The following is a 17331-nucleotide window of genomic DNA, read 5'->3' on the forward strand; positions in this document are numbered from 1 at the left end:
TTAATGGAGTGAGGTAATACTAACTCCATAAGTAACATTGTAGTCGCTAGTCGTTGGAGTCACCCCTCTCCTGTTTTGGGAGAGGGGCTGGGGGTGAGGGAATTTCTAAAACAATAACTGTCTCACCAGCCCTGTAACCTGCCCGATCGCCCGGTCGGTGTCGGCGCGCTTACGGTCGGGTGGGTCGAACCGGTTAAACGGACGCAGGTCGAGCACGAATGTTTCGTCGATTGTATCGCCTTCGATGGGGGTATAGCGTTTGTAACCGCCCACCACAACGGGCATCAGGCCATGCGCCGTTTTGAACCGCATCAGTACCGACATCAGCAGTTGCTCCACCAGCGCAGCCGATACGTCTTCCGCCGGTATAAACTGGACATACGCCAGATTTCGGTCGACCAGGGTTTGCGCATCAGCGTCGTAATGCCCTTCGCAGCTGGCAAACGTCTGTACGAGTCCGGTAGCGTTCAGCGCATCGACCAGGGGGCGAATGCCGGGTTCAATTGTGTCGGCGGGGTGATTCATATGCAGGAGATAGGATAAAGCACAGTAAGCGTATTTGTTACCAGTCCGGCGGCACCAGACAGGAGGCCAGCCGGTAGTTCGTTATTTCGGGCGGGTGACCAGATAACCCACGGCCAGCAGGGCCAGTCCGGCCGATGCACCAAACGAAACGTACATTCCCTGCGCCATACCGAAGCGGTTGAGCAGCCAGCCCGCAGCCACGGCCCCAATGCCAATGCCTGCTTCCAGCGCAATGTACATGGTCGCCATGGCGCGGCCCCGCGTCGCTTCATCGCTCAAATCAGCTGTCCAGGCCGTTATCGTCGGCGAATTCATACCCCACGACATGCCAAACAGCACAGCCGCCGTCCAGAATAGGATCGTCGAATGGGTAAACATCAGCGTCGCCATGGCTACGGCCAGCACCGAAGTCGAAATAAGCAGCACCGGCACCCGCCCGTGCCGGTCTGACGAGCGGCTGAACACCAGCCGCACCGCCAGCGATGCCAGCGTATAGACGCTGAAAAACAGCCCTTTGTTGGCAATGCCCAGCGAACTACTCAGCCCCGCCACAACCGTCAGCACAACGCCCGACGAGAACGATTGCAGGAGCAGTACGACAAACGGCGGGATGGCCTGCCGGTCGAAGATTTCGTTCTTCCGCAACTTCAGCAGACCAAACCGAAACGGCTGCGTGTTGACCAGCGTTTCGGGCATCTGAATCAGGATAAGAATCGACAGCAGCGCGAAGGCCGACGAGGTCCAGAACATGGCGTCGAGGGAATACGACTCCGCCAGCCAGCTCCCGATAGCTGGCCCAAGCGACATCCCCATCGCCGTGAACAGCCCCAGCATGCCCATAGCTTCCCCCCGTCGGTCGGCCGGTACGATATCGGCGACGTAAGCCGACGTTGCCGTGGGTTTGGTACCTGTCGAGAAGCCGTGCACGAGTCGCAACGTCAGAAAACCACCGACCGTCAGCAGGTACGGATATAAAAAACCGCACAGGAAGCAGACAACCGACCCGAACGCCATCACCGGCACCCGCCCCACCGTATCCGTAATTTTACCGCTGAACGGCCGCGACAGTCCCGCCGTCAGCGTAAACAGCGCGATAATCAGCCCGACGTATTCGCGGCCACCCAGCCGCGTCAGATGGTCGGGCAATTCAGGAATCATCATCTGAAAGCTGGCGCAGAACAGAAAATTACTGACGCACAGCAGCCAGAACGACAGCGTATACAGGGCTGACTGGCCAAAGGGGTGACGAATGAGCAGCGTTTTCAGCGGACAAACGGGGATGATCTGGCGCAAAGGTACGAAAGAGCGGTTGACCTCACCCCCCGCCCCTCTCCTAGAACAGGAGAGGGGTGACTAGCGGCAGATAAGCTTTCGGCTTTTATTTATCGGCTAGACAGCTGATTCGCCATTAGCATCACGATGAAACGAATGCTAGCTGGTCGCTGACGACACCCCTCTCCTGTTTTAGGAGAGGGGCCGGGGGTGAGGTCCACCACTCTTTCGTACCTTTGCCCCGCTTACTCATTCCCCCGGCTATGTCCCGCAACGTTAAAATCGGTCTCTTCCTTACCGTTTCCATTTTACTCACCACCTTCACGTTTTACTTCTGGCAGATTTTCCGGACGCCAAATCTACAGACGAACGACGGCGACAAAACCTTCGCGCTGCTCATTCCCAGCGGGTCGACGTTCGAGTCGGTCATGGATACGCTGAAAACCCACAAGGTCCTCGACGACGAAGTATCGTTCCGGTTTCTGGCTAAGCTGATGAAGTATCCCGACCACGTGAAGGTTGGGCGCTACGAGATCAAACCCCGCACGGGTAACCGCGACGCGCTCGTCAAACTACGCAACGGCAGTCAGGATGCACTGCCCATCACATTCAACAACATCCGGCTCAAAAGCGACCTCATCGAGCGGCTGGGCAGCAAATTTGAATTTGGCCCCGACGCCCTCGGCAAGCGGCTCAACGACCCGGCCGTCTGCGAAAAGTATGGCTTCGACACCACGACCATCGTCTGCCTGTTTCTACCCAACACCTACGAATTTTTCTGGACCATCAAGCCCGACGCGTTCCTGGAACGGATGGGCAGCGAATACAAGAAATTCTGGACGCCCGAACGGCAGGCCAAAGCAAAAGCCCTTGGTCTGACCCAGACGCAGGTGCAGGTGCTGGCGTCGATCGTAAAAGCCGAAACCAACAAAACCGACGAGCAGCCCCGTGTGGCAGGTGTATACCTCAACCGACTAAAGCGCGGCATCAAACTCGAAGCCGACCCGACGGTGATCTACGCCCTGCGCGACTTCGGCATCCGGCGACTGCTCAACAAACAGCTGGCCGTCGATTCGCCCTACAACACCTACCGCTACACGGGTCTGCCACCGGGACCAATTAACCTCCCCGCCCCCGCTACCATCGACGCGGTGCTGAACGCCGAGAAACACGACTATCTGTTTTTCGTAGTCGACGCCCGGTTCAATGGCTACCATACGTTCTCGAAAACATTGTCGGAACACCTCGCCAACGCCCGGCTCTACCAGCAGGCGCTGACGAAGATGAAGATTATGAAGTAAGCCCCCATGCTGACACACGACGTTACGGGCATCCGGGTTCGCTACTACGATACCGATCAGATGGGCATCGTTTATTACGGCAACTACGCCCGCTTCTACGAAATTGGCCGGGTCGAGCTGATGCGGCACATCGGCATGGACTACAAAGACCTCGAAGCTGATGGCGTCGGGATGCCGGTTTACGACATGAGTACCCGATTCATCCGACCCGCCCGCTACGACGACCTGCTCACCGTCCGGGTGACGGTACCGCAGATGCCCACCACCCGGATGCTGTTTCAGTACGAGGTGTTCAACCAGCACGGCCACCTGCTCAACACCGGCAGCACCACGCTGGTATTCGTCAAATCGGCGACGGGTCGCCCCTGCCCCGTCCCGCCCGAACTGGCCACCCTTGCCAAACCTTTCTTTGGGGAGTAGGTTGCTTTATCAGGTTTACGGTATACAGTTTACCGTACCCTGCGTTCGCCGTAAACTGTATACCGTAAACAGAATACCACAAACCACCATCCATGCTCGACAAACTACTGGCGTTGAAGCCAATGCGCGGGCTGCGGACATGGCTCAACAACCATCACCCGTTCAAGTCGCCGATTACGTGGTACGTTTTTTTAAAAAAACTGGGTAACAAGATTATCGAAAACGATACCAGTGAACGGGCCGCTTCGGTGTCGTACAGCCTGATTCTGGCCGTTTTCCCCACGGTTATTTTCCTCTTTACGCTCATCCCGTACATCCCCATTCCGCACCTCGACGACCGGATTATGGGCTTTGTACAGGACCTGCTCCCTGGCGACACATTCAGCACGGTGGGCACCACGATTCAGGACATCGTCAGTCGACCGCGCGGCAACGTACTATCGTTCGGTTTCCTGCTTGCGCTGTACTCCGCTACGAGTGGGCTGGTCGCCCTGATGAACGCCTTCAACTCGTCGCATCGCGACGATAGCCGGGGTTTCTTCCGGATGCGGCTGGTGGCGGTGGGGCTTACCTTCGCGCTGGCTTTTGCGCTGGTCCTGGCCATCCTGACCCTGATCGTCGGGGGCGTCATCAGCGATTACCTGCTGCGCTTCAACGTGCTCAATAACGACCTGTTTGTTTACCTGCTGGCGCTGGGCCGGTATCTGGTTGTATTTGCGGTGTTCGTTGCCACAGTGTCTGTCATTTATCGGTTCGGCCCCGACAAATACCTGCGGTGGTCGTTTATCACGCCGGGCAGCGTGCTCGCGTCGGTACTGATCGTGCTGACTACGCTGGGCTTTTCCTATTACGTGTCGAATTTCGGTTCGTACAACAAAGTGTACGGCTCCATCGGTACGCTGATCGCGCTGATGATCTGGATCAACCTGATCGCGCTGCTGCTGATCCTGGGGTTTGAAGTGAACGCGATTCTGTACGGCGAAAAGGGCGAACCCAAAAGTGCCGATGGCCCGAAAACAACAAACACCACCTCCATATGAACGAAGTGGTGTTTGCAACCCTAACCCATAAATGTAAGTACCTTGTAGTGGACTGTGCCAACTACACTGAATTTTAAACGAAAACCGTGCCAGACTTCCCCTACGAATCGTCCCTTTTTCATCGATTCTGCTCATTTAGGTCGCTCACGGCCCGGTTTTAGCGACTTCATCGGTACACAGACATAGTATGTAGCCCGGTGTAGGCATAGTTATATGAAGTATAGTTGTTTTTCCGCTGGCTCAAAAGAACAGGGATAACTGCTCAGGAACTGGCTACTTTGGGTTGTCAATTGGGAACAGCCTTTGCTACTAAGTACTAGTTCCCGCTCTACAGTAACAGCAGCATACACTATGGTATCAGTCACGGTTCAGGCAACGCACCTGCCGATGAGTCCGTTTTTAAACCAGAGTAAGCCGTGGGTCAGTGTCATCTGCACCTGCTACAATCAAGGTTCGTTTGTCGGGGAAGCGCTGCGCTCGGTTGTCGAGCAGGACTATCCTAACGTTGAGTTAGTCGTTATCGACAACGGCAGTACCGATCAATCTATTCAGCAGATCGACGAGTTTGCCGCTAGGCACCCGGCCGTGCGCGTTATCAAAAATCCGACCAATGTTGGGCTGAACCGCGCCTTTAATCAGGGACTGAAGCTAACCGTGGGCCGGTACGTGATCGATCTGGCAGCCGACGATGTGTTGCTGCCCGGCCGGATAGCCAAACAGGCCGAGCTGTTCAACCGATTACCCGGTTACTACGCGGTGGTGTTCACCAATGCAGCCTTCATCGACGGGCAGGGCAATCGGCTGGGTACCCATTACCCACTCGACAGCAACGGTCGGGCGCGGGTGCGGGTACCTTCGGGCAACGTATTCTGCGACGTACTCGACCGGCACTTCGTCTGTACCCCCACCATGATGATGCGCCGTAGCGTGCTCGACGAACTGGGTGGCTACGATGAGTCGCTGGCTTTCGAGGACTTCGACTTCTGGGTGCGCTCGGCCCGCTCCTACCACTACGCTTACCTGGACGATGTGCTGACGCTCAAACGCCGACTGCCCGACTCGCTGTCGACGCAGGTTATGCAGCGCAACAATCAGTTGCTGGCGTCTTCGCTCATAGTCTGTCAGCGCGCTTTCGATACCTGCCAAACCGACAACGAACAGCATATTCTGGCCCGGCGCATCGGGCAGTTCGTTCGCAAGGCGTTCTACGCTGAGCAGTTCGACCTCGCGCTGCGCTTCGGGCAGCTGCTGAGCCGTATCGAATCGCCCGGTGCCGCAACCCGGCTCTTCCTCGGTATGAGCTACGTCCACCTGCCGGTCAATGGGCTGTACCGGCGTTATCGGAACTGGCAGTTGAGTCGTCAGCTGAAACTGGCCGGGGTTATTCATCGTTAACAGGTGAACCAGATCCGACAGTACGGACGAACTGACCTCACTGACCTTAGTTAACAATGGCCGCCGAATTTCTGAAACTATACCCGACCAATCCCGACCCGCGCCGAATCGATTACATAGCTCAGGCGCTGCGCCGGGGTGCGGTAATTGTGTACCCAACCGACACGGTCTACGGCATCGGCTGTGACATTCACAACGCCCGCGCGGTTGAACGGGTAGCCCGCATCAAAGGCGTTAAGCCGACTAAAAACGATTTTTCGTTTATCTGCTACGATCTGAGCCACATCGCCGATTACGCCCGCGTCAGTAACTCGGCCTTTAAGCTGATGAAGCGGGTATTGCCGGGGCCGTATACTTTTCTGCTCGAAGCCAGCGGCAACGTACCGAAGCTGCTGAACACCAACAAAAAAACGGTTGGTATTCGCGTGCCCGACAACGACATTCCGCGTCAGATCGTGCATGAGCTGGGCAACCCAATCATCACGACCTCTATCCGCGACGAAGACGAGGTGATTGAGTACTCGACCGATCCTGAGCTGATTTTCGAGAAATTTCAGCATCAGGCCGACATTATTATCGACGGCGGTTACGGTGGCAACATCCCATCCACGATTGTAGACGCTACCGATGACGACTTTACCGTGGTCAGGCAGGGACTCGGCGAGCTCGTTCTTTGAAAACCCATACCTACCCGCTATACTTGTAGGAAAATCGATCTAAAATCTCTCCATGCGCTTACCGCTAGCCGCTTTATCCTTGCTGCTGCTGGGACATCTCACCACCAGTTGTTCTTCCACCGAATCAAAGCAAAAAACTACGGCTGCTGCCGGTGATTCCGCCAAAGCCGACGCCACCGAAACAGCCGCTGTCAAGCCGGTCACCCGTCCTTCCGGCTCAGTAAGTACAGGCGATTCAACCCTCGATTCGCTCACCTACGCCCCCAAAGGCGCTATTCTTCCCAAGTATCGCATCTTTGCGTACTACGGTAACCCGCACTCCAAGAAAATGGGCGCGCTGGGTAAGTACCCTAAGGAAGAAATGCTGCAACGCCTGGACGCCGAGATCAAAAACTGGCAGAAAGCCGATCCGTCCACTCCGATTCAGCCCGCGCTTCACCTCGTTGCCACCTCGGCGCAGGGCGCTCCCGGCAAAGACGGCGGGTATCGCCTGCGTATGTCCGACAAGACAATCAAAAAAGTACTGAAGTGGGGCAACGAGCATAACGCAATCGTTTTTCTGGATATTCAGCGCGGCCATGCCCCGCTGGGCCCGGAGATGAAGTACATGGAGAAATACTTGAAGTTGCCCTTCGTTCACCTGGGTATCGACCCGGAGTTTTCGATGGTGACGGGTGCTAAACCGGGTAAGAAAATCGGTTCGTACGATGCGGCTGATATCAACCAGGCGGTAACGTTCCTGAGCAACATCGTGAAGGAAAACAACCTGCCGCCTAAAGTGCTGGTCGTTCACCGCTTCACGCAGGGTATGATCAAGAATTATAAAAACATCAAGCTGAACCCGAACGTACAGATCGTAATGGATATGGACGGCTGGGGACCGCCAGTGCTCAAAAAGGACTCGTACCGCGATTATATCGAGAAAGAGCCGGTGCAGTACACAGGTTTCAAGCTGTTCTACGAGAACGACTTCCGCAAACCCGGCTCGCGCATCATGACGCCCGCCGAAGTACTCGCACTGAACCCCAAGCCCATGTACATCCAGTACCAGTAGGTTTGACAAGCATAAAAGAAAAGGCCGCTCCTGCGCAGGAGCGGCCTTTTCTTTTATGCCAAAGATGGTTCTGACTAGCGCACCCGTGTCCATGTCTTCGTGCGGCCCAACAGACTGATACCCATGACGTAGCCATGAATATCGAGCGAATTAGGATCGCGCAGGCTCAGGTCACAGCTGTATGTCTTGCCATCTTCGGGGTTGTATACCTGCCCACCCGTCCAGGTGTTGTTGCCTTTATAAACCAGATCACTCATCATCACCATGTTCAGCAACGGGCGGCTCCGCAGGGATACATCGGGGTTTTCAATGTCGGTTTTAGGGCGCTTAGTTGTCGGGTCGTTTGGCTCAAGCATCCAGACCAGCCGACCGTAGTATTTATCACCCTGCCTGTAGATCTGAACCTGATTCCGCTTTTTACTGCTCAGCCATCGTCCCAGCACCGCATCCGGATCATCAGCGGGGGGAGTCGACGCCATAAACAGGTAACCGATAAACAAGGTAAGAATTGGCAACAAACGCTTCATTGACGTACGAGTAGTGTATAAGATGGTTCGTAGGGTCGTTAGTCTCCTATAAACGACGCAGGGGGGTACTATGGTTTTCCAACCCCACGGATTGGACAACTTCAAACGTCATTTGTCAAAATCCCGGGCAAAAAAAAGCAGTTCCATCGCCGATGGAACTGCCCTTTCAAGCTACCCGAATCGTCGGGGCTGTTGTCTGCTTATGCCTGCCGATTTTCAACCAGCGCTTTAAACTCGTCGACGGTCGTGTCCTGCGACGCAATCGTCATTTGCTCTTTGGCGTAACCAAGCACTTTATCGTCGAACACCCGGTTGAAGGTGCTCGTATAGTTCTGTCCGTTGTTTTTCTCGTCGGTCAGGTAGTTGCGGGCGATCCGGTCAATGGTTTGGTTCATCTCTTCGTTTTCGCTACCAGCAAAACCAAATTGCTCCCGGACCATCTGCCGCGTTGCTTCCAGTACTTCCTCCTGATCGACTTTGATATCCGCCTTATCAGCGATTTTGTTCTTGATGAGTTGCAGTTTCACCGACTTGGTGAAATCGCCGTACTGCTCATCGATTTGCTCTGGCGTGAATTTGCCTTCGTTCACTTCCAGCAGCCAGTTTTTCAGGAACTCATCGGGCAGCATGATCGGCGTAGCATCGAGCAGCGTCTTTTCGATGTCCAGACGCAGCAGCTGCTCCGATTCCCGGTTATAGTTGCTCTTGATGATTTCGGCAACCTTCGTGCGGAACTCAGCTTCGTCAGAAACGGCACCAGCACCCAGCACTTTATCAAAGAACGCCTGATCCAGACCGGCCGGCTCGTGGCGGGTGATGTCGTCGATAGCGAACGTAAACTCACCGGTCAGACCAGCAACTTCTTCTTTCGGTGCGCCCGTAGCCGTTGCCCGTGCTTTTTCATCAGGGAACGCCTGCTCCAGGTTGAACGTGATGACGTCGTCCTTTTTCTTACCGATGAACTGACCTTTGGCGTCTTCGGCCATTTGGTTCAGCGGGAAAGCAGTCTTGGCCGTAAAGCCTTCAGCACCTTCCGGCGCATTTACCTGCTTTAGCTCACCGTAGATCGTGTCGCCGTCGCCCACTTCGTCGGCGTGGGTATGCTCGTGGAACCGCTTTTGCAGATCAGCAATTGTGCTGTCTACTTCAGCGTCGCCCGCCTGAATGTCGTGTTGATTAACAGCTGGCAGCTCAGCAAAGTCGATGTCGAACTCCGACGCCAGACCCAGTGTGTAGCTGAACGCGAAATCACTTTGGCTGTCCCAGTCGATGGCATCGGCCTGTTCGCGATTCGGAACGGGGTCACCAACAACTTGCAGTTTATTCTCACGGATATAGTCGCTGACGGTCTTGCTCAGCATCGAGTTGATTTCGTCGACGAGGATGCTCTTGCCGTACATCTTCTGCACCAGCGACGCCGGTACGTGGCCAGCCCGGAAGCCTTTCAGCGAAACCGTTTTGCTGTATTGCTTCAGTTTCTTATCGACTTCGGGCTTATAATCGGCCGGGCTGATGGTAATGTTCAGCGATGCGTTGGTATCGCTGGCTTTGTCGAGGGTAATCTCCACGTTTGTGTCGGTTTAAAAATAAAGAGCGAAAGAGTGAAAGAGCGAAAGAGTGAATTGCTTTTGACAAACGCTCTTTCGCTCTTTCACTCTTTCGCTTTTAAACATTGTACGGGCGGAGGGACTCGAACCCCCATGCCTTGCGGCACCAGATCCTAAGTCTGGCACGTCTACCAATTTCGCCACGCCCGCGATTCTGAAGGTGTAGAGTGATAAGGTTTTATAGTTGACCTGCTGTATGGTTGACTAACGCCGAATGGCAACTTTATAACCTTACAACTTTGCAACTGTACAACTTCACGACTGTACAACTTCGCCCCGTTTGAGGGTGCAAAAGTAGTCAAAAATATTTACCCTCCAAATACAAATTGACCAGATCACTTTTTTTCCTGAAACCGGCTCAGTTTCCTGTTATTTAATTGTTATCTTGGTAGAACGAGTACGACCACCGGGACTGACTTGCCCCAAAATTTAACCTACGATGATGAATACGACCGAACGGCGTCAGGCTCCCGCTGCCGAACCCGTTATCGACCTGGAACTGGAGCGACAGGAGATTTTAAAACGGTATCGCCGGTTATTACGGGCGGCCAAGCCAATGCTTAAAGGCGATGATGCCAAGTTGATTAAGAAGGCATTCAATACCTCGGCCGACGCACACAAGAACATGCGTCGACGGTCGGGTGAACCCTATATTTATCACCCTATCGCCGTTGCTCAGATCGCCGTTGAAGAGATCGGTCTGGGGCCGACGAGCATCGTAGCGGCCCTGCTGCACGACGTCGTTGAAGATACCGAAACGACCATTGCCGACATCGATCGGAGCTTTGGCCCCAAAGTAGCCCGCATCATCGATGGGCTGACCAAGATTTCGGGCTATTTCGAGTACGGCACCTCGCAGCAAGCGGAGAATTTCCGGAAAATGCTGCTGACGCTTTCCGACGACGTGCGGGTGATTCTGATCAAGCTCGCCGACCGGCTTCACAACATGCGGACGCTGGATTCGATGCCCCGCGACAAGCAGCTGAAGATCGCGTCGGAGACGATTTACATCTACGCGCCCCTCGCCCACCGGCTGGGTCTGTACGCGATCAAGTCGGAGTTGGAAGATTTGTACCTCAAGCACGTCGAGCCGGAGGCTTACAAGGATCTGGCCAAGAAACTGCGCGAAACGAAGCTGGCCCGCGACCGGTTTATCAGCCGATTTATTGAACCCATCGACCGCGATCTGGCCGAAACCGGCATTCAATACGTCGTTAAAGGGCGGCCCAAGTCCATTTATTCGATCTGGAACAAGCTGAGTAAATCGAAAAAGCCGTTCGAAGAAATCTACGACCTTTTCGCCGTCCGGATCATCCTCAACGTGCCGCCGGAGCAGGAGAAAGCGGCTTGCTGGCGGGCTTATTCCATCGTCACGGATCATTACAAACCCAACCCCGACCGGCTCAAAGACTGGATCAGTACCCCGCGCACCAACGGCTACGAATCGCTGCACACGACAGTGATGAGCAAGTCTGGGCAGTGGGTGGAGGTGCAGATTCGGACCGAGCGGATGAATGAGATTGCTGAGAAAGGATACGCGGCCCACTGGAAATACAAGGGCAACGACACACAAACCGGCGCGGGTATCGAAACCTGGATCAGTCAGGTGCGCGACATGATCGAGTCGGCGGGTAGTGGCGATAAAAAAGCGGCCATCGAATTTGTCGATGATTTCCGCTCGAACCTGTACAGTGAAGAAGTCTTTGTCTTTACGCCGAAGGGCGATCTGAAAGTGCTGCAACGGGGGGCTACGGCCCTCGACTTCGCGTTCGATATTCACACGCAGGTGGGGGCGCACTGTATGGCCGCGAAGGTCAACAACACGCTGGTGCCGCTGAGTTACGTACTGCAAAACGGCGATCAGATGGAGGTAATCACCTCCAACCGGCAGAAACCCAGCGAAGACTGGCTGCGGTTTGTGGTCACGTCGAAGGCCAAGACCAAAATTAAAGATCTCATCAAGGAGGAAAACAAGCGGTACGTTACCGACGGCCGCGACCTCGTGATGAAGAAGGTACGCGTGCTGCGGATGGAAATGAGCAACGAGCTTACCAACCAGATGCGGGCGTACTTCGGCTCGAAAACCACTGACGACTTTTTCTATCGCGTCGGGAAGGGCCATATCGACGTGCAGGAGCTGCGTAAGTTCAAGGCCGACAAGGAAGCCCGTGAGAACCGCGCCAACAAGATTGACACCAGCGCGATTCAGGATGGGAAGTCGTTCACCAAAGAACTTAAAAAGATTCATGGCGAACGCGCTGACGCCGACATGCTGCTTATCGGCGAAGACATGGACCGAATCGATTACACACTGTCGAAGTGCTGTAACCCGATTTCGGGCGACGACGTATTCGGGTTCGTGACGATCAACGACGGGATTAAAATTCATCGGGTGACCTGCCCCAACGCCGTCGAGCTGATGTCGAACCACGGCAACCGGATCATCAAAGCGAAGTGGACGAGTCAGAAGGAGCTGGCGTTTCTGGCGGGGCTGCGCATCACCGGTACCGACCGGGTGGGCCTGATCAACGACGTAACGCGGGTCATCAGCAACGAACTACACATCAACATGCGGTCGGTGGCGATCGACTCGAAAGACGGTATTTTCGAGGGCAACATCCGGCTGTATGTACACGATACGGAGCACCTCGAAACGCTGATGCGCAAACTCGAACGCGTACAGGGTGTCTTCGAAGTCATCCGCTTCGACTCGTGATGCGGTTCGTCGTTCGTGGTTTGTAGTTTGTGGTTATGCTACCGCCGAACTACAAACGACGAACTACAAACCGAAACCCCTACCTTTGCACCTGACTAATTCAATCGGAACGGACATGCCTGCGCCGAAGCAAACAAATCTGGAAGCCGCCCGGACTATTTTCACAGCCTACCTCGAACGGAAGGGTCTGCGAAAAACGCCCGAACGCTTCGCCATTCTGGAAGAGATCTACCACCGCGAAGACCATTTCGACGTCGACGAGTTGTACATCTCCATGAAAAATAAAAAGTACCGGGTTAGCCGCGCAACGGTGTACAACACGCTCGACGTGCTGGTTGACTGCGACCTGGTGACGAAACATCAGTTTGGCCGTAACCTGGCGCAGTATGAGAAGTCGTACGGCTACCGGCAGCACGACCACCTGATCTGTACCGATTGCCACAAGGTGATGGAGTTTTGCGACCCGCGTGTACAGAACATTCAGAACATGGTGGGCGATCTGTTGAAGTTCAACGTGATGCACCACTCGCTGATTTTTTACGGCTCCTGCAACCGCGACCTCTGCGAAAACCGGGAACACCCCGCCCCCGCCGATCATCCCGATGCCCGGCAGGGAACAGTCGACTATCCGGCCGATATTCAGGAGCATCGGTAAGCGTGAAAAACCTACTCCTTGTTTGACTATGAATCCGTATGCTGAATTAGCTGACTTTTTATTAGCTCATATCAAGCCCGAGACGGTGCTGTCTTTCCGAGCAACCGAAGAGCAGCATGACCATTTTTATGAGCTTCTGGAAAAAGAAAAAAGTGGATCGGCTACGGCGGAAGAAATCGACCTTATCGACAAGTTTATGCAAGTCGAGCATATCATGCGCTTAGCGAAAGCGAAGGCCCGGCAGTATGTCCACCAATAACAGTTCCGTTCCAGCATCAACACGGAGATTAGTGGCGGAACGTGCCAACTACGCCTGCGAGTATTGCTTGGCAGAGGATGTAGGTTCATTCATTGGCTTCGAAGTAGATCACATCATAAGTCGTAAGCACCGTGGTTCGAATGACGCAATCAACCTGGCTTATGCCTGCCCTGACTGCAATCGTAGCAAAGGAAGCGACATTGCGTCTATCGACTGGGAAAACAGAGAAATAGTTCGTTTCTACAATCCTAGAACCGATATTTGGGCTGAGCATTTCAGATTGGCAGGTGGTTTCATCGAACCGCTGACGCCAATCGGCAAAGTGACTGTTGACATCTTACGATTCAACGATAAAATAAGGCTTCCAGATAGGGGCATCTTTTAATTTGTAATTCATGATTGACGTTTTGTTAGGCCTCCAGTGGGGCGATGAAGGTAAGGGTAAAATCGTGGACGTACTGGCGCCACAATATCAGGTTGTCGCCCGGTTTCAGGGTGGCCCCAATGCAGGGCACACGCTGGAATTCGACGGCTTCAAACACGTATTGCACCAGATTCCATCCGGCATTTTTCGGAGCGATATCCAGAATATCATCGGTAACGGCGTTGTACTCGACCCAATCACGTTCAAGAAAGAAATCGACGCGCTGGCGAAGTACAACCTGCCCCTGACCAAAAACCTTCAGATTTCGCGTAAAGCATCGATCATCGTTCCGACCCACCGGCTGCTCGATGCCGCCTACGAACAGGCGAAAGGTGAGTCGAAAATCGGATCGACGCTGCGTGGTATTGGCCCGACGTATCAGGACAAAGTGGCCCGGCAGGGGCTGCGCGTTGGTGACGTGATCTCGCCCAAGTTCGCCGACAAATACGGCAAGCTGGTGGCCCTCCACAAGATCATTCTGGAGCAGAACAACTTTGATTATGCGTCGGTACTACCGCAGGCGGAAGAAGAATTTTTCGCGGCTGTGGAGTTCATGAAGCAATTTTCACTGACCGACAGCGAATACGCGATCAACGACGCGCTGAACGACGGCCGTAAGATTCTGGCCGAAGGAGCGCAGGGGTCGTTGCTCGACCTTGACTTTGGCTCGTATCCGTTCGTTACGTCGTCGAATACGACGGCGGCCGGTGCCTGCACGGGTCTTGGCGTTGCCCCCCGGCAGATTGGTGAGGTGTACGGTATTTTCAAAGCCTACTGCACGCGTGTCGGCAGTGGCCCCTTCCCAACCGAACTGAACGACGAAACGGGCGAACGTATCCGGCAGGAAGGGCGTGAGTTTGGCGCAACAACCGGGCGTCCGCGTCGGTGCGGCTGGCTCGACCTGCCCGCCCTGCGTTACGCGATCATGATTAACGGGGTGACGCAGCTAGTGATGATGAAAGTCGACGTGCTGAACAGCTTCGACGAGATTCAAGTCTGCACGCACTACAAAATGCCGGATGGTACGCTGTCGGATCAGATGCCGTACGACCTGATCGACGCCGACATCACACCCGTTTATCGCTCGTTTGCGGGTTGGAAAACGGATCTGTCAGCTGCGCGTATGTTTGACGACATGCCTGCCGAACTGGCTGCTTACGTGTCGTATCTCGAAGAAACGCTGAATCTGCCAATCAGCTTTATCTCGACCAGCCCCGACCGCGAAGCACTTATTCACCGGCAGGCGGTGCAAATTTAAGCATTCGTTAAATTTCGATCGGTCATATGTGGGTAGCAATACCTTATCTTACTTTTACAGTGGATGAATCGTAACCGATTCTACTCCCACCGTATTTTGTTGAGCCGGGTCTGTCTAAAAGCAGATTCGGCTCTTCTGCTTTACCGGCCATCTGTACGTAAAGCCGTATCTTTGCCGTATGTCAGCCAACGCTTTTTACCAGACGCTCTACCAAACCGATCAGCTGTTTCGACTCCCCGGTGAATCGTGGGGGGCAACGCCTGCCGAGCCGGTAGCAGCCGAACAACTCCCGGACGTTGCCGATGAGCTGATTGTTGAAAAGCCGGATCTACTGGCTGATTTGGATCGTCTGGCGGCAGGCCCGGTCGTCGTGGTGGCACAGGCCCCGATGGAAACGCTGATTGCCCCGCCGGAGTCGGTAACGGCGCTTCCGCCCGCCCCACCCCGTCCCTCGACCCCGTCCGTGCGGCCACCCGACAAGCCCAGCACACGACCGGTTCAGCTTAACCACAAGGTACTGTTGCTGGCCGACGAAGAGCTGGACCCCAGCAATTTGCTGTTCCTCGAAAAAATTCTGAAAGCAGTCAACCTCAACATCAACGGTGTCGATCTGCTGAACCTGAACGGCGCGAAAGATATTGATTTTGCTGCGATGGTGCAGGATAAGCATATCCACCATTTTATCACGTTTGGCGTGCCGTTTACCCGTATCAAGCTTGACATCGGCATGGATCGCTATCACCCGGTTCGCTTCTTCGGTATCAACTTCCTGATGGCCGATTCGCTACCGACCATCGAAGCCGACCAAAACCTGAAACGTCGGTTGTGGGGTTCTTTGCAACAACTCTTTCTGTGGCAGGACCAGCCGTCGGCATCCTAGCGAATACATCTATATCCTTGTAACGGCGATTCGGAAAACGCGGTGTGTTGATTCAACCCCTATTTGGCTGGCCCCTGTGTGGCTGCGCGTTGGGCAGGGAACCACGAAGTCAGGGCGGTCATAAGCACAACCAGTAGCCCCGTCAGTAAAATATCGTTCAGTTCCAGCCGGACGGGGTAAGCGTCGACAATCGAGCTGGTCATTCCCATACTGACGAAGCCGTACGTTTCCTGCGCCAGACACAGGCCAATACCCAGCACCAGCCCGGTAAACGCTCCGCTGAGCGCGATGATAGCCCCTTCGGTCAGGAAGATCCGGCGAATCAGCTGGCTGGTTGCGCCCAGCGCGTACATGATCTGGATGTCGCTTTTCTTTTCAATCACCAGCATCGACAGCGAAAAGAAGATGTTGATACTAGCCACCAGAATAATCAGCGCGAGCGTAACGGCAACGAACAGTTTTTCGACCCGTATAGCCCGGTATAGATCCAGATTCAGGTCATCGCGATCCTGCACTAACAGGTTATCGCCCACGATTGCCTGTAGAGCCCGCTTTGCCTGTATCTCGCTGACGCCCGGCTTGAGCTGAACTTCCAGCGTCGTTACTTCATCGGGCTGATAATCAAACAACCGGCGGGCTACGTCGAGGGGAGCCAACACATAGTTGTCGTAACGCGATTCGATGAAGAACACCCCGGCGACTGTCAGGCGCTGCTCGTTGAAAATGTCGGGATTGAGCGCGTTAAGTGTTTTGCCGTTTTGCGGGTAAAGAATATCGAGGGGCGTCAGTATGTCGGCGGGAGAAATCGACAGGTCGGCCCGGACCCCGTCGGCGACGACTGCGTAGTTGATCCCGTCGCGCCGGAGCAGCAGCCGACCTTCGAGCAGGGCTGAATCGAGGGCGGTCTGATTGAGGTAATTATCGTCGACACCCTTCAGCCGCACCACTGTTTGCCCGGTAGTGTAGCGGGCCAGTGCATTGTCCTGCGCAACGCGCGTAATGGCCTCCACCCCTGCTGCGCCCTGTAGTTTGTCGATCAGTGTAGCCGGGGCCGCAAAGCGTTTCCCTTGTTTGGGTGACACGGTCAGATCGGCTTCGAAAGTCTTGAAAATCTGCCGGTTCAGCTCTTCCATGCCGTTGAACACAGACAGCACGACCACCAGCGCCATCGTCCCGACACCTACGCCGAGCATCGACAGGATAGACAGCCAACTGATGAAGCTGCGTTTCTTGCGGGAAAAGAAGTACCGGCGGGCAATCCAGGGGGCGAGGTTCATGTGTCAATGATTGAATGACTGACTGATGGAATGATTGAATAAGC

Annotated in this window: 17 protein-coding genes and 1 tRNA gene; 12 read left to right on the forward strand and 6 right to left on the reverse strand. The window is 54.7% G+C overall.

Going from position 1 to position 17331, the window contains the following annotated elements; translation table 11 throughout:
- Positions 1-105: 105 nt before the first annotated feature.
- Both HH216_RS19745 and HH216_RS19750 read right to left on the reverse strand, forming a co-directional pair.
- Complete coding sequence (locus HH216_RS19745; RefSeq protein WP_169552368.1) at positions 106-525, reverse strand: hypothetical protein; 420 nt, start codon at positions 523-525, stop codon at positions 106-108.
- 81 nt (positions 526-606) lie between these two features.
- The gene (locus HH216_RS19750; RefSeq protein ID WP_254448854.1) at positions 607-1809 is read right to left on the reverse strand and encodes an MFS transporter; all 1203 of its coding nucleotides are present in this window, start codon (positions 1807-1809) and stop codon (positions 607-609) included.
- Positions 1810-2060: 251 nt separating this feature from the next.
- On the opposite strand from HH216_RS19750, the gene mltG reads away from it, so the two are divergent.
- From mltG to HH216_RS19780, 6 genes are all read left to right on the forward strand, one after another.
- Positions 2061-3098: an endolytic transglycosylase MltG gene (mltG, locus tag HH216_RS19755; RefSeq protein WP_169552369.1), complete on the forward strand. Its 1038-nt coding sequence runs from the start codon at positions 2061-2063 to the stop codon at positions 3096-3098.
- A 6-nt stretch (positions 3099-3104) separates the two neighbouring features.
- Positions 3105-3518 carry an acyl-CoA thioesterase gene (locus HH216_RS19760; protein WP_169552370.1) on the forward strand — a complete coding sequence of 138 codons (414 nt, stop codon included), beginning with the start codon at positions 3105-3107 and terminating at the stop codon, positions 3516-3518.
- 92 nt (positions 3519-3610) lie between these two features.
- Positions 3611-4558, forward strand: coding sequence for a YihY/virulence factor BrkB family protein (locus HH216_RS19765; protein ID WP_169552371.1), 948 nt, complete (start codon positions 3611-3613; stop codon positions 4556-4558).
- Between the two features lie 351 nt (positions 4559-4909).
- Positions 4910-5953 (forward strand): glycosyltransferase, encoded by a 1044-nt coding sequence (locus HH216_RS19770; RefSeq protein ID WP_254448522.1) that lies wholly within the window; start codon positions 4910-4912, stop codon positions 5951-5953.
- 56 nt (positions 5954-6009) lie between these two features.
- Complete coding sequence (locus HH216_RS19775) at positions 6010-6630, forward strand: L-threonylcarbamoyladenylate synthase (RefSeq protein ID WP_169552372.1); 621 nt, start codon at positions 6010-6012, stop codon at positions 6628-6630.
- 52 nt (positions 6631-6682) lie between these two features.
- The gene (locus tag HH216_RS19780) at positions 6683-7684 is read left to right on the forward strand and encodes a hypothetical protein (RefSeq protein WP_169552373.1); all 1002 of its coding nucleotides are present in this window, start codon (positions 6683-6685) and stop codon (positions 7682-7684) included.
- Positions 7685-7758: 74 nt separating this feature from the next.
- On the opposite strand, the gene HH216_RS19785 is transcribed toward HH216_RS19780, so the two are convergent.
- The 3 genes from HH216_RS19785 to HH216_RS19795 form a co-directional block, all read right to left on the reverse strand.
- Positions 7759-8211, reverse strand: coding sequence for a DUF2147 domain-containing protein (locus tag HH216_RS19785; protein WP_169552374.1), 453 nt, complete (start codon positions 8209-8211; stop codon positions 7759-7761).
- Positions 8212-8411: 200 nt separating this feature from the next.
- Complete coding sequence (gene tig / locus HH216_RS19790) at positions 8412-9779, reverse strand: trigger factor (protein ID WP_169552375.1); 1368 nt, start codon at positions 9777-9779, stop codon at positions 8412-8414.
- 107 nt (positions 9780-9886) lie between these two features.
- A tRNA-Leu gene (locus HH216_RS19795) sits at positions 9887-9968 on the reverse strand.
- Positions 9969-10257: 289 nt separating this feature from the next.
- Between HH216_RS19795 and HH216_RS19800 the strand changes: the two genes are divergently transcribed.
- The 6 genes from HH216_RS19800 to HH216_RS19825 all read left to right on the forward strand — a co-directional run bounded on the left by HH216_RS19800 (position 10258) and on the right by HH216_RS19825 (position 16010).
- Entirely contained in the window at positions 10258-12534 is a 2277-nt protein-coding gene (locus tag HH216_RS19800) for a RelA/SpoT family protein (protein WP_169552376.1), read from the forward strand.
- Between the two features lie 115 nt (positions 12535-12649).
- A complete protein-coding gene (locus HH216_RS19805) occupies positions 12650-13189 on the forward strand; it encodes a Fur family transcriptional regulator (protein WP_169552377.1) in 540 nt (179 codons plus the stop codon).
- A gap of 28 nt (positions 13190-13217) precedes the next feature.
- Positions 13218-13448: a hypothetical protein gene (locus tag HH216_RS19810; RefSeq protein ID WP_169552378.1), complete on the forward strand. Its 231-nt coding sequence runs from the start codon at positions 13218-13220 to the stop codon at positions 13446-13448.
- A gap of 31 nt (positions 13449-13479) precedes the next feature.
- A complete protein-coding gene (locus HH216_RS19815) occupies positions 13480-13833 on the forward strand; it encodes an HNH endonuclease (protein ID WP_254448523.1) in 354 nt (117 codons plus the stop codon).
- Positions 13834-13843: 10 nt separating this feature from the next.
- Entirely contained in the window at positions 13844-15130 is a 1287-nt protein-coding gene (locus HH216_RS19820; RefSeq protein WP_169552380.1) for an adenylosuccinate synthase, read from the forward strand.
- Positions 15131-15308: 178 nt separating this feature from the next.
- Entirely contained in the window at positions 15309-16010 is a 702-nt protein-coding gene (locus HH216_RS19825; RefSeq protein ID WP_169552381.1) for a hypothetical protein, read from the forward strand.
- A 59-nt stretch (positions 16011-16069) separates the two neighbouring features.
- On the opposite strand, the gene HH216_RS19830 is transcribed toward HH216_RS19825, so the two are convergent.
- Positions 16070-17287: an ABC transporter permease gene (locus HH216_RS19830; RefSeq protein ID WP_169552382.1), complete on the reverse strand. Its 1218-nt coding sequence runs from the start codon at positions 17285-17287 to the stop codon at positions 16070-16072.
- Positions 17288-17331: the final 44 nt, after the last annotated feature.

The organism is Spirosoma rhododendri, assembly GCF_012849055.1.
GTDB classification, from domain to species: Bacteria; Bacteroidota; Bacteroidia; order Cytophagales; family Spirosomataceae; genus Spirosoma; species Spirosoma rhododendri.

Coding starts and splice junctions, on each gene's coding strand:
- HH216_RS19825 (WP_169552381.1), top strand. CDS start 15,309: ATGTCAGCCAACGCTTTTTACCAGACGCTCTACCAAACCGATCAGCTG.
- HH216_RS19805 (WP_169552377.1), top strand. CDS start 12,650: ATGCCTGCGCCGAAGCAAACAAATCTGGAAGCCGCCCGGACTATTTTC.
- HH216_RS19820 (WP_169552380.1), top strand. CDS start 13,844: ATGATTGACGTTTTGTTAGGCCTCCAGTGGGGCGATGAAGGTAAGGGT.
- HH216_RS19830 (WP_169552382.1), bottom strand. CDS start 17,287: ATGAACCTCGCCCCCTGGATTGCCCGCCGGTACTTCTTTTCCCGCAAG.
- HH216_RS19745 (WP_169552368.1), bottom strand. CDS start 525: ATGAATCACCCCGCCGACACAATTGAACCCGGCATTCGCCCCCTGGTC.
- HH216_RS19770 (WP_254448522.1), top strand. CDS start 4,910: ATGGTATCAGTCACGGTTCAGGCAACGCACCTGCCGATGAGTCCGTTT.
- HH216_RS19785 (WP_169552374.1), bottom strand. CDS start 8,211: ATGAAGCGTTTGTTGCCAATTCTTACCTTGTTTATCGGTTACCTGTTT.
- HH216_RS19765 (WP_169552371.1), top strand. CDS start 3,611: ATGCTCGACAAACTACTGGCGTTGAAGCCAATGCGCGGGCTGCGGACA.
- mltG (WP_169552369.1), top strand. CDS start 2,061: ATGTCCCGCAACGTTAAAATCGGTCTCTTCCTTACCGTTTCCATTTTA.
- HH216_RS19810 (WP_169552378.1), top strand. CDS start 13,218: ATGAATCCGTATGCTGAATTAGCTGACTTTTTATTAGCTCATATCAAG.
- HH216_RS19800 (WP_169552376.1), top strand. CDS start 10,258: ATGATGAATACGACCGAACGGCGTCAGGCTCCCGCTGCCGAACCCGTT.
- HH216_RS19760 (WP_169552370.1), top strand. CDS start 3,105: ATGCTGACACACGACGTTACGGGCATCCGGGTTCGCTACTACGATACC.
- HH216_RS19780 (WP_169552373.1), top strand. CDS start 6,683: ATGCGCTTACCGCTAGCCGCTTTATCCTTGCTGCTGCTGGGACATCTC.
- HH216_RS19775 (WP_169552372.1), top strand. CDS start 6,010: ATGGCCGCCGAATTTCTGAAACTATACCCGACCAATCCCGACCCGCGC.